Consider the following 14,152-nt stretch of genomic DNA (forward strand, 5'->3'; position numbering starts at 1 on the left):
GTGAAATTAAAAAAATATTTTTGTTTATATCGGGGTGAAGATGATACATATGCAAAAAGATATTTTAAAACTATTAGATAAAAAGCAAAGTAACTATGAATTTCCTGCCTTTGATAATGAATATATGGATATTTCACAAGTGAAATTCTCTCTTTTCTTTAAAGATGCTAAGGATTGGCTAATGGTGTTTCAAATTGTTGGTGTAGGTTCATTAGGTGTATGTAATGATATTCAAGTATATGGCGATAGAATTACTCATTCAATGGGTGATGATTGCATTTTACAATTAAATAATGGTGATTATGAGTTGTTTGATGATGAAGGTGAATTTATACCGAATATTTATAACGGCAGTTTAAAAATTCGCGAGCATCATTTTGAATATGAATTTACAAAAGAGGATTATATAAATAATGGAATAGAAGTACAAACGAAAGAGCATTATCCAACATACTTTATGCGTATGCTTGCTACTAATGAAGAAGCTCAAAAATTATTGTGGTGGGATAAAGAAGAAATTTTAGAAGAGTTCGGTTTAGAAGGCGACTGGGAAGTAGCGTATGAAACGGAAGAATGGAAACATGTTGAAGACGAAAAAGTAAGTGAAAATGAATTCTTCCAATCAGTAGCCGCTGCAATAGAGAAGAAAGATCCAAGTGTTATTGTGACTGAAAATGCTAATACGCATTGGAAAAATTGGGTGGAGTTTGATTGTGACTGAAAAAGATAGGAGAAAGAATAATAAATGAAAAGAAGAAGAAAATCTGGAGAAAAAGTACAAATGAGTCATTTTACACTTCCTTTATGCTACGGAAGTGAAGCACCATATTATTATTACGAGGTAGCGCCCCATGAAAGAGAGGGACGCTTCCATTTAACATCAGATCTTTGTGTAATGGATGATGAGCATTATTTTATTAGAGGATGTTTAGAGATTCCTATCATTGATTACCACGAAAATTTTATTTGGACTGTGTGGGTATCACTTAGTAAAGAAAGTTATGATGAAGTATTAGAAAAGTGGGATGAGAGAGGCCGAGAAAATAGTGATCCTTATTTTGGTTGGTTATCTGTAGAAATACCAGTTTATCCAGAAACATTAAATTTAAAAACAAATGTACATATAAGAGAAGTTGGAATGGCACCGTATGTTGAATTAGAGCCAACCGAGCATCCTTTAGCGATCGAACAAAGAAATGGAATTACTTTAGAGAGAGTTAAAGAAATAGAGGAAATGATCCAACAATATAACTAGATTAGAAGAGAAAAAACGAGTGCTAGCACTCGTTTTTTTATTACACAACCGCAGGATTATAAATCATTGTAAAGTGTCCTGGTAATAATTCAATGTGACAAGGTGTATGAAGCGAACTTTCTCCATCTGTATCTACTTCTTTTTCTTCTTTCGTTTCAATATGAATGGATTTCGCTTTTACGTGGAAGATGTCATTTTCATTTGAGTCTTCAAATAGTTTCTTTCCGATGTAATCTTTAAATGCTTGAATACCTGTTGATTTGACTACAAAAATATCAAGTGTTCCGTCATCACATTTTACGTTTGGAATAAAGGATGGAATACCGCCAAGATATTCACCATTTCCAACCATGACAAGGACAGCTTCGTCTTCATATACTTGTCCATCGTAAGTGATTTTTACTGGGAATGTTTCAGCATTTTTGACAGTTCGAATTGTGCTTAAGTAGTAACCGATTTTACCAAGCTTTGCTTTTTCTTCTGCATCAATATTGTTTGATACTTCAGATACGAGTCCAATGCCCCAGAAGTTTAAGAAATGTTGTCCGTTTGCTTTTGCAACGTCAACTGGTTTTATGTGTTCTTTTGTAATAAGTTTTGCCGCTTCTGCAATGTTTTGCGGAACACCAAGTGTGCGAGAGAAGTCGTTGCAAGTTCCGCCTGGAATGATTGCAAGTGTAGGTCTAGTTTCGAGAGGTGCTAAGCCATTTGTGCATTCAAATACTGTTCCATCACCACCAAAGACGATAATTAAATCTACTTTACTAGCAAACTCTTGGCAATATTTTGTTGCATCACCTTGTTTTTTCGTATGAAGGATATGTAGATCAGGAAAAGCTGCGGCAAGAGGTGGTACGATTTTCGTTAAATTTGTATGTAAGTCACCTTGACCAGCTTTCGGATTTACGATGAGGAGTACTTTTTCAAATTTTGTCTTTGTCATATTTCATCTCTCCCTGTAGTTTGTAAATGGAAAGAAAGGAGCTGTTCCCATGTATTTTAGAACAGCTTCTCCCTATTAATTGGGTGCTAAGATTGTCAGTTATTGTCGGTAAATCGATATATTAAAAAAATCGCCGATATAATTTGAGTTACGGTCGATATATTTTGAAAATCGCCGATATACATTTTATGTACTATCGATTTTTTAAGTTATACGATTATTTCGTTACAACTGAAGCAATGAATGGTAAGTTACGATATTTTTCCGCACAGTCGATACCGTATCCAACGATGAATTCGTCTGGAATTTGGAAGCCAACATATTCAGCTGTTAAGTCTACTTTACGACGTTCTGGCTTATCAAGTAATGTACAGAACTTGAGTGCTTTTGGTTTATGCATAAAGAAGTGGTCTTTTAGGAAATGAAGTGTTAAACCAGAATCGATAATATCTTCTACAACAATTACGTTTTTCCCAGTAATGTTTACGTCGATATCTTTTAGTAGTTTCACTTTTCCTGTTGTTTCTGTTTGATTTCCGTAGCTAGATGCAGAAATAAAGTCAATTGTTACATCATTTTTGATGTGACGAATTAAATCAGCAGCAAATACGAATGAACCTTTTAATACTGCGATAACTACGATTTCTTCTCCTTCAAAGTCACGTTCGATTTGAAGTGCTAATTCTTTAACTTTTGCTTGTAATTGTTCTTCAGAAATTAAAGTGTCTTTTATTTCAATATTCATTGTAATCCTCCTACAGTGTAAAACTTATGAACATTTCGACTGTAAAGGATAGAATAGAAAAAGTCAAAGGAGATAGTAATTTTTTACAAAGGTAACGACAAAATCATCTGATGATATGATATACTAAGTATATTAAGAAAACGCTTCCATAAAGGGTGAATATGATGAAGAAGAAACAGTACACAAGTGTAACATTTATAAAAGCATTACTTTTAACAATTGTTCTTGGCCTGTTGGCTTACGTAATTGATGTACCTGCGATTCGTATTTCATTAATTGGAATGACTTTAGTGTTAGGAGCAATTTCGCACGGTATGATGTCGCAGCTAAAAGAAGCTGGACTTGATGATATGAGAGATCATATAGATAAAAAGTAAGAAACCTTCATTATATAGAGTGAAGGTTTTTTTGTTTCTTACAAAAATGTAAGGTAGTTGTAAGGCAAATCGATAGTTGCATAAGAGCATTTTGGATAAACTATGGGTGTAAGGTAAAAGGCAAGCATATTTTAGGTAAATTAAGTTTTAGGCACTCTATATGTGAAAAAGGAGTAGGAGGGCATGGAGAAACGTTGGACGACCTTTTCTTTTTTAGCGACTAGTAACACCGTAATGCTAGATGGAAAAATGGATTTTTTGCACTTGTTTGATCGTGAAGATGATCATTCTTCTTCTAAATTTACAATGAAATGGAATAAATGGAGCGAGAGTTGTAGGTTTGAAGAAGAGGCCCCTAACGAAGAGCAAAAGATTATTTTAACAAACCCTATTAAAGCGTGGGTTGTTCAACGTCGTAAGTGTAACGTCAAAAATCACTTCAAGAAAACTGAGCCGAGACAATTAGTTATCGCTCCGGCCCGTTCTACTTCCAAATCACGCGAAAGTAACATGTAAATAATTGAGACACACACCCGAAAAAAACATCGTACATATTGCGATGTTTTTTTCTTTTTCTACAATGAAATCTTTAAATGAAATATATTTCATCTGCATCTTATATTTATATCTCTTGCTTATTCTAGTAATACATCCGATGCGAGTTGATGTGAATAAAATATAAGGAGAGAGTGAAAATGAAAAAGAAACTATTACCAATTTGTGCAATGGCACTTTTAACAGTAGGATATTCTTCAGTAGCGAGTGCGGATACTGGAACAGTAACAAAGGAAGAAGAAGCGCAAGTACAACAGGATAAAGCTAAAAAAGAAGAAGCAATTAAGGAACAGCAAAAAAGTGAAGTAGAGAAAAAGCAAGCGGCACAAGTACAAGAAAAAAATGATATGGCTAAAAAAGAGGAAGCAATAAAAGCTGAGAAAAAAAGTGAAGAAGAGAAAAAGAGAATAGCGCAAGAACAGTTAAAAAACAATATGGCTAAAAAAGAAGCAGCGATAAAAGCCGAGCAAAAGAATGAAGTAGCTAAAAAAGAAGAAGCAAAGCCAGTTGTACAAGGTGAAAAATTACCAAATACAGCATCAAATAATGTAGTAATGATGGGATTAAGTGCATGTCTTGTAGCGGTAGGTACATTATTTGGTTTGAATCGTCGCAATAAGATTAAAGCATAAATAAAATATTTTCCTATAAAGAATGGGATAATTTCATATATTAAAAATGGTAGGTTACTCCTACCATTTTTGGCATGGAGGGATGAAGAATGAAGTTACTTAATTATATCGGTATCATATTGATGGCTATAGGCCTATTCATGGGGTCCTATTACGCTGTGGAATGGTATAAAGGAAAAAGCTCTGCCGGGCAATTAACGGCAGAAGAAATAAAGAGCCTTAAAAATATACAAGATACTCAACTTTCTCATGAAACACCTGTAACTTCTCAAGTGCCTTCTTCTCAAACAGAACATAAAGAAGGAGAAAAGGTAGCGATGTTAAACATACCGAAAATAAAGAAGAAGTTTTCTATATATTGGGGAGCAGATGATACGACTTTGAAAAAAGGAGTGGGTATGTTCGTTAGTGATTTAACGACAACTCCATCTGGAGGGGGACATACTGTACTGAGTGGACATCGAGATACTGTATTTACAGATTTAGAAGAGTTGAAAGAAAAGGATACCCTTGTTTTAGAGTATGATAATAAAACGTACACATATGAAATTCAAAAGACATGGATTACTCATGCGGATGATCGTACTGTTATTATAAAAAAAGAAGAACCGATATTAACACTGACAACTTGTTACCCATTTGATTATATAGGGGATGCACCAGATAGATATATTATCGAGGCGAAGTTAACTGGCAGTTATTCAAAGTGAAATTATAGTTTCTGAAAGCGAGAGGGGGATATATAAGTTATGTCAAAAAACATTTTAATTGTTGAAGATGAAGACATATTACGTGAAATATTAAAAGATTATTTTTTAAGTGAACAATATGTAGTGTTTGAAGCGAGGGACGGGAAAGAGGCTTTAGTTGTATTTGAAGAAGAAGAGGTTGATTTAGTTATTTTAGATATTATGTTGCCAGAACTCGATGGATGGTCTGTTTGCCGAAGGATTAGGAAGACGTCCGAGGTGCCTATTATTATGCTGACGGCGCGCGTAGATGAAGACGATACGTTACTTGGTTTTGAACTTGGAGCAGATGACTATGTGACGAAGCCGTATAGTCCTCCAATTTTATTAGCAAGAGCGAAACGATTATTAGAAAGTAGAAAAGCATCGAAGAAACCTTTAGAGAACGAAGATGATACGTTATCGATTCATGGCATCCATGTCCATTTTCCGTCGCGTACTGTTACTGTTGATGAGGCAGATGTTAGTTTAACGCATACGGAGTTTGAAATATTGGTGTATTTCATGAAAAATCAAGGAATCGTTTTAACGCGAGAGCAACTCATTTCAAGAATTTGGGGATATGAATTTGCTGGCGATGATCGAACGGTGAATAGCCATATTCGTAATTTAAGAAATAAATTAGGAGAGAAAGCAAAGTATATTACAACTGTAGTACGAACTGGTTATAAATTTGAGGGGAATGTATGAAGAAAGGAATTGTACTAAAATTATTTACTCTTACAACAGCATTATGTATGTTGATTTTAGCGACGATATTTATTGGACAAACGATATTTTTTAAACAATATTATGCGAATCGAAAAGTGGAAGATATTAAAGTAAATTTAAATTCCTTTGAGAAGAATTATTTAAATTATGCAGGAAATGCAGAAGAAATTCAGAAACTAGAGCAAGACTTTTTAAGAGAAAATAATACGTGGATTACGACATTAGATAAGAACGGGAATTTAAAACATGCAGATGATTTTTATTTTGAAGTAACGATAGATCGTAGGCAACAAAAGAGCTTTGGACAACAAATATTTAAAATTCCCTTAGGTAATCTCGTCAATATAGAGGAAATTGATAATAAATTATCAGAGCAGTTTTTAGGGCAAGAAATTTATTTTTCTGGAGTGAGAAAAGAAGATAGTTTTATTCCATTCTCTTTTTCTTTATCTAAGCAGAATTTAAGTGGATCTAATAAACCGTTAGAAAAAGCATTTAATGAGAAAATGAGTAAATTAAATGAGGAGAAAAAGAGAGCAGCTGAGGAACAACTTGTTAAGGAAAAGAAACCAGCTGTTCAGGAGCAAGCTGCTCAAGAATCAAATGTTTACATAGGTGGACGTGTTACAAAAGTACAGTTACCAGATGTAAAAGGTCCTGTGAATCCAATTTATAAAAATGGCATCTTCTTAGATAACATAAAAGAATTTCAAACTGATTTATTATTAAAAGAGAACAAACACATACAATATACAACACAAACAATGGACTATGAAAAGAATGATATAAAATATAAATTATTAATGAAACCAATAAAAGAAAAAGACGGATCAGTAACATATATTTATGCGATGGCTTCTTTACAGCCCGTAGATGAAGCTGTACAAATGGTGCAAGATTACTATATCTACATCATTGCATTTGTAGTCGTTCTTATTTTTTTAGCTTCGTTCTATTACTCAAAACAAATTGCCAAACCGTTATTAAAAATAAATGATACGACGAAGAAAATAGCACAATTAGATTTTACAGAAAAAATACCAATTACTTCAAAAGATGAAATTGGGGATTTATCGAAAAATATTAATGTGCTATCAAATAAACTCCATTCCCATATTGGACAGTTAGAAGAAGATATTGAAAAGGAAAGAAAGTTAGAAAGGACGCGAAAAGAATTCATTTCTGGTGTTTCACATGAATTAAAAACACCGCTAAGTATTATGAAAAGCTGTATTTCTATTTTAAAAGATGGAGTAGCTGAACATAAAAAAGAGTATTATTTTCAGGCAATGGAAAGAGAAGTAGACAAAATGGATACTTTAATTTTGGATATGCTTGAGTTAGCTAAATTTGAATCTGGTACATATAAAATGAAAAAGGATTCGTTTTATATTGATACAGTAATTGAAGATATATGTGAACATCTATCTGTGGAAATAGAGAAAAAAGAACTTCATGTTCATAAAAATATATGTTCATTTGAAGTGATTGCAAATCAAGGCCGGATTGAACAAGTCATCGTGAACTTCATTACGAATGCCATACGTTATACACCAAATAAAGAAGATATTATTATTTCTACAATAGATGAGAAGAATCGTATAAAAGTTTGTATTGAAAATAAAGGTACTCACATTGAAGAAGAACAATTAGATAAAATTTGGGATCGTTTTTATCGCGTGGATACAGCTCGTCAGCGTTCACAAGGTGGGACGGGACTGGGGCTTGCTATTTCTAAAAATATTTTAGAATTACACGATGCTGAATATGGAGTGAAAAATACAGAAGACGGTGTATTATTTTACTTTTACTTACCGAAAAAAGCGTAGATAATGCATGCTACGCTTTTTTAATTTATTTTCATATTATCTTTACCTAATCTTTATTTTTAATCAGTATAATTTGTTTAGAATATGAGGTTATGTAAGGAGTCGATGAACCGTGCATAGCAATTGGCTAAGTATAATGGTATTTATTTTCTTTTGCGCATTTATTGTATTTTTAATTAATATTACGATATGAAAAAAGAGCGCTCATTAAGCGCCCTTTTTTTGTGTATTCATTTGATAAGCACTGATGCTTTTGAATAAGCGTGGTGAAGTGATAAATAAAAATATAAGTAAAACGGTACATAGAATATAGGAACCAATCATTGTACTACCGTTAAATATTAAAGAATATAGGAAAGCCGATTGGCCTTTTGGTGCATATTGTCCCCAGAAAATGATACCAGCGATAAAGTGACAGAAGTAACGAGCTAGACTACCGATAAAAGTAGCGACGATAATGTATCCAATTACTTTCTTTCCTTGGTTTGGTTTTGATGAAGGTTTGTCTTTACGGTTACCTAAATTTGATTGCTCTTCGCTATTATCATTGGAAGTTAAAAGTGCTTTTTGAATTGGACGATAGAATAAACCAGCAAATCCAATGAATGCGAAAGCAACAAAGTATTCAATTAGTACTTGAATTGGTGTGACGATAATGGCATCGCCTACGACAATTTGTAATAATCCCCAAATTAGGCCCCCTAAGAAAGCCATTTTGAAGCCCCAGCGGTATGCGATAATAAAAATAGGAATCATAGCAAATGAAATGGAACCGCCTGTTGCTGATATTTTTATTGAAAGTGGTAAAATGTCGATGACCAAGGCGAAGGCTGCAAGAATAGCAGATTCGATCATCGCTTGTAAATTAGTGTTACGCATGTTGTCTCCCCCTAAATCCAAGTTGTACAAAAAAGAATAGATATCATAGGAGGATACGAAATACGTAAATAAAAATGAGGTATGTATTTCGGACGTTTGCACAATCCCTGCGTTAGCATTAACTAACAGGTTCGAAGGGTCGGAACGAAGTGTTCCCTCTCAGCGACATGGCTCCCCCAGTGATAACGAGATTCTTTATTTGCTATTGTTTATTGTAAGCGAAATGGATGAGAATGGCAAACGAATACAGTATGACAATAATTGAAATAGAATTGTAGCGAAATGTTAATAAATATGAAGCAAAAGGGTATAGTACAAGAGAAATTGGGTGTGGTATAATTTTTTTGAAAATAATTATCATTCTCTTCTGAGGGGGAAGGTTATGAGCTTAGTAGATATTAAAATTGGAGAGAAAGTGTTAGTAAAAAGTATTCAGTCTTTAGATCAGCTATTAAAGCGTAGACTAGCTGCTTTCGGTCTTGCTGAAGGAAGCGAACTTCGCCTGAAACAGAAAGCGATGTTTAAAGGTCCTTGTACATTGGAGTGTCGTGGACAGTTAATTAGTATTCGTCATTGTGACGCGAAAATGATAAAGGTGGAATTAGCGTGAATAAGGTAGCTTTGCTAGGGAATCCGAATACAGGGAAGACATCATTATTTAATGCACTTACTGGTTCTTATGAGTATGTAGGAAACTGGAGCGGTGTAACAGTAGAAAAGAAGGTTGGTAAATTAAAAGATAGACAAGGAACATTAATTGATTTACCAGGTGTTTATGATTTAAATCCAGTTTCACGTGATGAAGGTGTTGTAACAAACTTTCTATTAACAGAAGAATTTAATCATATGTTAAATATCGTAGATTCCTCGCAGTTTGAAAGAAATATGCATTTAACGTTGCAGTTACTTGAATTTGGTAAGCCAGTCTCAATTGGTTTAAACATGGTTGATGTGGCGAAGCAAAGAGGAATTGTCATTGATGTAAAACGATTATCAGAACTATTAGGTGTAACAGTCGTTCCTGTTGTTGCAAGGAGTGGAAAAGGCTGTGAAGAACTGCTTACGACTCTTAAAGAAAATGACAAAAAAGAGAAAAAGCCATTCCTTATTTCATATGGTGTACAAATGGATGAAGGAATTGGAGAAGTAATTGCTCTTTTAGAGACAGTGAATTACGAGCATCCGAGATGGTTAGCACTTCAATTTTTAAGCAATAACGAAGTAGTAGAAAAAGAAATGAAAGCATTACCAATTTATAAGGAACTCATAGCCATTCGATCTCGCTTAGAAGGAAAACTTGATTGTACGTTAGAAGAGCACATTTACAAAACTCGTGAAGCGTATATTGAAAAGTTAAAAACAAATGTTATGAAGCATGAGAAAGAAGGAAAAATTCCTTTTTCAGAAAAAATTGATAGATTAATTACACATAAAATTTTAGGACTTCCAATCTTTTTAGCAGTTATGTTTTTTATTTTTCAGGTTACGTTTACGTGGATTGGTACACCTTTATCTGATATGTTAGATGAGTTTTTTGGTGGCCAGCTTACGGATTGGGTGACGGCTGGACTTACAAGTATTGGAGCTTCTCAGTTTATTCAAGCACTCGTTACAGAAGGTATTATTGCCGGTGTTGGTGCTGTATTAGTATTCGTACCACAAATCTTTGCACTATTCTTTTTCATTTCATTATTAGAAGACTCAGGGTATATGGCGCGAATTGCGGTTGTTATGGATAGAATTATGGAGTTTTTCGGCTTAAACGGAAAAGCTTTTATTCCGATGATTATCGGTTTTGGATGTAACGTTCCAGGTATTATGGCTGCGAGAACGATTGAACAGGAGAAAGAACGTTTACTTACCATTTTAGTAACACCATTTATGTCTTGTTCAGCACGATTACCTGTATATGCATTATTTGCGGGCGTATTCTTCCCGCATAGTCAGGCGACTGTTGTATTTTCTTTATATGTTGCAGGGATTGTTCTTGCGTTATTAGTTACAAAAATTATGTCTCTTACGATTTTGAAAGCGGAAAAGTCTATTTTCGTAATTGAATTACCTCCTTATCGTGTGCCACAAGCAAAAACGTTATGGCTGAGCACATGGGAGAAAGGAAAAGGATTTGTTCGTAAAGCTGGTACATTCATCTTCGGTGGTTCAGTTATCATTTGGTTATTAAACTATGCAGGTCCATCAGGATTTGGTGTTGATATGGGAGACAGTTACTTAGCGATGATTGGTGGATTTATCGCACCGCTATTTGCACCGCTCGGCTTTGGAACGTGGCAAGCTGCAGCATCCCTTTTAACAGGATTTTTAGCGAAGGAAGTTGTCGTTTCAACAATGGCAATTATTTATGCAGTTAAAGAAGATGTGCTTGGAAACGTAATGGGAGCACATTATACAGCATTATCAGCTTATGCATTTATGTTCTTTATTTTATTATACGTTCCATGTTTAGCGACGGTGGCTGTTATTAAACGTGAAACAGGATCAGCGAAATGGACGATTTTCTCAGTCGTTTATCCGCTTGTTGTTGCTTATGTATTAACGCTTATTATATACCAAGTTGGATCTTTACTAGGATTCTAAAAGGAGATGTATAATGATGGTCAATATTATAATTGGAGCTATCATTTTTGGTTATGCAGCATACACGTTAGTTAATTTTGTAAAGAGAAGTAAAAAAGGAAAATGCGCAGCATGTTCTTTAAATAAGTCATGTCAGTCGAAAACTTGTAGTCTAGATATGGAACAAGTTGCTCATAATAAATAGAAAAAAGCTTTGCGAATTTCGCAAAGCTTTTTTGTTTTACTTTTTAATTTTTACAAGTTGAGAAGCTTCGACGCCGTTGTAACCAGGGAATTCTTTACTTGGGTCTTTATCAAATTTTAATACACCTACAGATTTTTCATCACCTTTTACATTGTTGTAAGTTGCGTCATCGACAATCGCATACATATCTGTATATGCACGGCCACTTCCGATAATTGTGTTGCCTTCATATTTTAATTTGGCTCCATCAAGTGTAGCATTTTCTACTTTTTCTTTTGCAAATAATACACCTTGTTCTGTTGTTACAGCTGGTAATTTATCAAGTGGTTTCGTGTTGTCTTTTTCATCAACTTTGCTAAGTAACTCTTTTTTCACTAGTTCCTCACCAGTTTTTTTATCCATTACAAGAACTTTTTTACCATCTAATGTTGTCATTTTCATTTTATAGAAGTCTTTTTCTTTCACTTCTTTTTTGTTTTTATCTGTAATTTGCTGAACTTGTTCTTCTGAGCCGTACAGTACAAAACCGTTCGCTTTCTCTCCTAATAGAGAACAACCTGATAATGCTCCAAGTGAAATTGCTGCTGCTAATCCGATTCCTACTAATTTTTTCATGATGATTTCTCCTTTTATATGTTTTATATTAAATACAATTTTTGTATTATTGCTTACAAGTGAAGAAGCTTGTTTGTTGCTTCTGGTATTAGTGTATAAGAAATATCAGAATGCAACTATCGAGTTAGCTTACAGTAACATTACACTTATGTAATTTAGTGAAATTGCACAAAAGTAAGTTAATTTAAAAGAGGGGTAATGAGAATATATTAGAAATACAATATTGTATATAGAATGTCATATTATAATGGATGTATTTTGGAAATAACATGTAAGGACATATTAGTTTTGTTATAATAAACACATAGGCTGTAAAAATGAATATTCTTTACTGTAAAGGGAGATTTTTCAGTTTTCCAAGTAGTGAATTTGAAATATGAGGTATATCATAGGAGGAATTTAGATGTCTGTATTTAAACGATTAAGAGATTTAACAATGTCGAATGTATATTCATTAATTGAAAAAGCGGAAGATCCAGTTAAGATGACTGATCAATATTTACGCGATATGCAAGCGGATGTACAAGAAGCTGAGAAAAGTGTAGCAGCTCAAATCGCGCTTGAGAAGAAATTCAAAATATTATTTGAAGAGCAAGAAGCACTTGTGAAAAAACGTGAAGAGCAGGCTCATATGGCTGTTCAAGCTAATAACTTAGATCTTGCGCGTCGTGCATTAGAAGAAAAACAAAATGCAGAACAAAAAATGAATGAGTATAAAGCAAGCTACGAGCAAAATAAAGCTGCTGCTGATAACCTGCGCCTAAAGCTAGAAGAAATGCGCAAGCAATTAAATGAGCTGAAAAATAAACGTGAAACACTTGTAGCACGTGTAAATGCGGCGAAAGCACAAAAGAATATTAATCAGGCGATGTCTGGATTTGATTCAAACTCAGCAAAAGCTGGTTTAAGCCGTATGGAAGAGAAAGCTCTTCAATTAGAGGCTGAAGCAGAAGCAAGCGGTGAAGTTTATAAGAAAGAAAAATCATTAGATGATGAATTCGCAAGCTTAAACAAAAATTCTGCTGTTGACGATGAATTAGCTCGTATTATGAAGCAGTATGAGAAATAATATAGAATAGAGACAAATGAACCGACATGTCTAAATATATTCATGTCGGTTTTCTATTATATTTAGAGGAGGTTTTGCAATGACATGGATGAATGTAGTTGCCATGCTTGTATGGACTGGAGCGAGTGCAGTACTTTTATTTGCAATTATGTGGGTTGATTCAATTTTTACAAAATACAATGATTTAAAAGAAATTAAAAATGGAAATACAGCTGTAACAACTCGTTTTATTATGAAGTTATTTGCACAAGGGTACATTTTATCCCAATCAATTACGAAAGCAAATGACTTATGGCAGGCACTTCTTGCTTCAGCAGTTTCTTTCGTTATTTTATTAGTGGTAGAAATGTTTATCGAATTTGTATTAAAGAAAATGTCTGGTCTTGATTTAGAAGAAGGTACGAAAGAAGGTAGCGTTGCACATGCGATGTTAGCCGGATCATTACATATTGTTGGTGCACTAATTTTAGGTGCGTGTTTATAAAGAGAAAAGGAGGTGTAGATCATGAGTTTATTTAAACGAATTAAAAATATAATGAAAAGCCCAGAGCCACCGAAGCCGGAAAAGAGTCTTTTAACGTTAGCTCCTGGCGATATGATTGAAGTGTCATTAGTTATGTATGAATTAATTGGGAAAACGAGTATGCATTCGCGTAAGGAAATTGTTTTGACATTGCAAGATGGAAAAGACATTCGTTATTTAAAAATTGAAGATCGTGAAAATACGTATTACAAATTATATACACCAATTGATGGTCGCTTAGATTCAATTGATGAAATTCCGACGACAATTGAAATGGATGATACCGAGTACCATATGGAAGAACAATATAACGGACGTGTTGTTGTTATGGGAAAAACTCCATTCTCAGCTTCAGAAGAACAGTACGTATGGGAATTCCAATCAGATAATCGAAAATTATTGCGTATTGAATGGCAAAATGGTCGCACAATGATGTATGAGGGAGAAGCAATCATTCCTGCTGATGTACAAATTATAAGAGCAACGTAAGG

At 34.0% G+C, this 14,152-nt stretch carries 18 protein-coding genes and 1 riboswitch; of the genes, 14 read left to right on the top strand and 4 right to left on the bottom strand.

Features of this window, described 5'->3' with window-relative positions; genetic code table 11:
- The first annotated feature begins 49 nt into the window (after positions 1-49).
- Positions 50-721: a DUF7003 family protein gene (locus ACTFRY_RS00335; RefSeq protein WP_044796446.1), complete on the top strand. Its 672-nt coding sequence runs from the start codon at positions 50-52 to the stop codon at positions 719-721.
- A 24-nt stretch (positions 722-745) separates the two neighbouring features.
- Positions 746-1,255: a DUF2199 domain-containing protein gene (locus ACTFRY_RS00340; RefSeq protein WP_044796407.1), complete on the top strand. Its 510-nt coding sequence runs from the start codon at positions 746-748 to the stop codon at positions 1,253-1,255.
- A 40-nt stretch (positions 1,256-1,295) separates the two neighbouring features.
- Here the strand turns inward: ACTFRY_RS00340 and ACTFRY_RS00345 are convergent, their stop codons facing one another.
- Both ACTFRY_RS00345 and hpt read right to left on the bottom strand, forming a co-directional pair.
- Entirely contained in the window at positions 1,296-2,198 is a 903-nt protein-coding gene (locus ACTFRY_RS00345) for a diacylglycerol/lipid kinase family protein (RefSeq protein WP_000167901.1), read from the bottom strand.
- A 217-nt stretch (positions 2,199-2,415) separates the two neighbouring features.
- Complete coding sequence (hpt, locus tag ACTFRY_RS00350; protein ID WP_001019296.1) at positions 2,416-2,943, bottom strand: hypoxanthine phosphoribosyltransferase; 528 nt, start codon at positions 2,941-2,943, stop codon at positions 2,416-2,418.
- A gap of 161 nt (positions 2,944-3,104) precedes the next feature.
- Here hpt and ACTFRY_RS00355 point away from each other — a divergent pair, with 161 nt between their 5' ends.
- From ACTFRY_RS00355 to ACTFRY_RS00380, 6 genes are all read left to right on the top strand, one after another.
- On the top strand, positions 3,105-3,320 hold the full coding sequence (locus tag ACTFRY_RS00355) for a hypothetical protein (protein ID WP_002001286.1): 216 nt from the start codon (positions 3,105-3,107) through the stop codon (positions 3,318-3,320).
- A 183-nt stretch (positions 3,321-3,503) separates the two neighbouring features.
- Positions 3,504-3,836, top strand: a complete 333-nt coding sequence (locus ACTFRY_RS00360) for a hypothetical protein (protein WP_000415613.1) — start codon at positions 3,504-3,506, stop codon at positions 3,834-3,836.
- Between the two features lie 179 nt (positions 3,837-4,015).
- Positions 4,016-4,507 carry an LPXTG cell wall anchor domain-containing protein gene (locus ACTFRY_RS00365; RefSeq protein ID WP_016118782.1) on the top strand — a complete coding sequence of 164 codons (492 nt, stop codon included), beginning with the start codon at positions 4,016-4,018 and terminating at the stop codon, positions 4,505-4,507.
- An 89-nt stretch (positions 4,508-4,596) separates the two neighbouring features.
- On the top strand, positions 4,597-5,217 hold the full coding sequence (locus ACTFRY_RS00370; RefSeq protein WP_000771572.1) for a class D sortase: 621 nt from the start codon (positions 4,597-4,599) through the stop codon (positions 5,215-5,217).
- 39 nt (positions 5,218-5,256) lie between these two features.
- A complete protein-coding gene (locus tag ACTFRY_RS00375; RefSeq protein ID WP_000041848.1) occupies positions 5,257-5,946 on the top strand; it encodes a response regulator transcription factor in 690 nt (229 codons plus the stop codon).
- Positions 5,943-7,796, top strand: coding sequence for a sensor histidine kinase (locus ACTFRY_RS00380; protein WP_098616309.1), 1,854 nt, complete (start codon positions 5,943-5,945; stop codon positions 7,794-7,796). The genes ACTFRY_RS00375 and ACTFRY_RS00380 overlap by 4 nt, the downstream gene beginning before the upstream one ends.
- 207 nt (positions 7,797-8,003) lie before the next feature.
- Here ACTFRY_RS00380 and ACTFRY_RS00385 read toward each other — a convergent pair whose 3' ends face one another.
- Entirely contained in the window at positions 8,004-8,675 is a 672-nt protein-coding gene (locus tag ACTFRY_RS00385; protein WP_001246570.1) for an energy-coupled thiamine transporter ThiT, read from the bottom strand.
- Positions 8,676-8,761: 86 nt separating this feature from the next.
- Positions 8,762-8,863, bottom strand: a riboswitch (TPP riboswitch).
- A gap of 194 nt (positions 8,864-9,057) precedes the next feature.
- On the opposite strand from ACTFRY_RS00385, the gene ACTFRY_RS00390 reads away from it, so the two are divergent.
- The 3 genes from ACTFRY_RS00390 to ACTFRY_RS00400 are packed head-to-tail and all read left to right on the top strand — an operon-like array spanning position 9,058 to position 11,454.
- On the top strand, positions 9,058-9,285 hold the full coding sequence (locus tag ACTFRY_RS00390; protein ID WP_000060512.1) for a FeoA family protein: 228 nt from the start codon (positions 9,058-9,060) through the stop codon (positions 9,283-9,285).
- Entirely contained in the window at positions 9,282-11,270 is a 1,989-nt protein-coding gene (gene feoB, locus ACTFRY_RS00395; RefSeq protein ID WP_001044845.1) for a ferrous iron transport protein B, read from the top strand. Before ACTFRY_RS00390 ends, feoB begins: the two co-directional genes overlap by 4 nt.
- Before the next feature lie 13 nt (positions 11,271-11,283).
- On the top strand, positions 11,284-11,454 hold the full coding sequence (locus ACTFRY_RS00400; protein ID WP_016118780.1) for a FeoB-associated Cys-rich membrane protein: 171 nt from the start codon (positions 11,284-11,286) through the stop codon (positions 11,452-11,454).
- Positions 11,455-11,490: 36 nt separating this feature from the next.
- Here ACTFRY_RS00400 and ACTFRY_RS00405 read toward each other — a convergent pair whose 3' ends face one another.
- Positions 11,491-12,069 (bottom strand): lipoprotein BA_5634 family protein, encoded by a 579-nt coding sequence (locus tag ACTFRY_RS00405; RefSeq protein WP_000737502.1) that lies wholly within the window; start codon positions 12,067-12,069, stop codon positions 11,491-11,493.
- Between the two features lie 403 nt (positions 12,070-12,472).
- Between ACTFRY_RS00405 and ACTFRY_RS00410 the strand changes: the two genes are divergently transcribed.
- The 3 genes from ACTFRY_RS00410 (at position 12,473) to ACTFRY_RS00420 (ending at position 14,150) form a co-directional block, all read left to right on the top strand.
- Positions 12,473-13,138 carry a PspA/IM30 family protein gene (locus ACTFRY_RS00410; RefSeq protein WP_000110280.1) on the top strand — a complete coding sequence of 222 codons (666 nt, stop codon included), beginning with the start codon at positions 12,473-12,475 and terminating at the stop codon, positions 13,136-13,138.
- Positions 13,139-13,217: 79 nt separating this feature from the next.
- Positions 13,218-13,622 (top strand): DUF350 domain-containing protein, encoded by a 405-nt coding sequence (locus ACTFRY_RS00415; RefSeq protein ID WP_000220087.1) that lies wholly within the window; start codon positions 13,218-13,220, stop codon positions 13,620-13,622.
- Between the two features lie 21 nt (positions 13,623-13,643).
- On the top strand, positions 13,644-14,150 hold the full coding sequence (locus tag ACTFRY_RS00420; protein WP_000051746.1) for a DUF4178 domain-containing protein: 507 nt from the start codon (positions 13,644-13,646) through the stop codon (positions 14,148-14,150).
- The last annotated feature ends 2 nt before the right edge of the window (positions 14,151-14,152 follow it).

The sequence above is a fragment of the Bacillus cereus group sp. MYBK195-1 genome, assembly GCF_051916605.1.
Taxonomy (GTDB): Bacteria; Bacillota; Bacilli; order Bacillales; family Bacillaceae_G; genus Bacillus_A; species Bacillus_A cereus.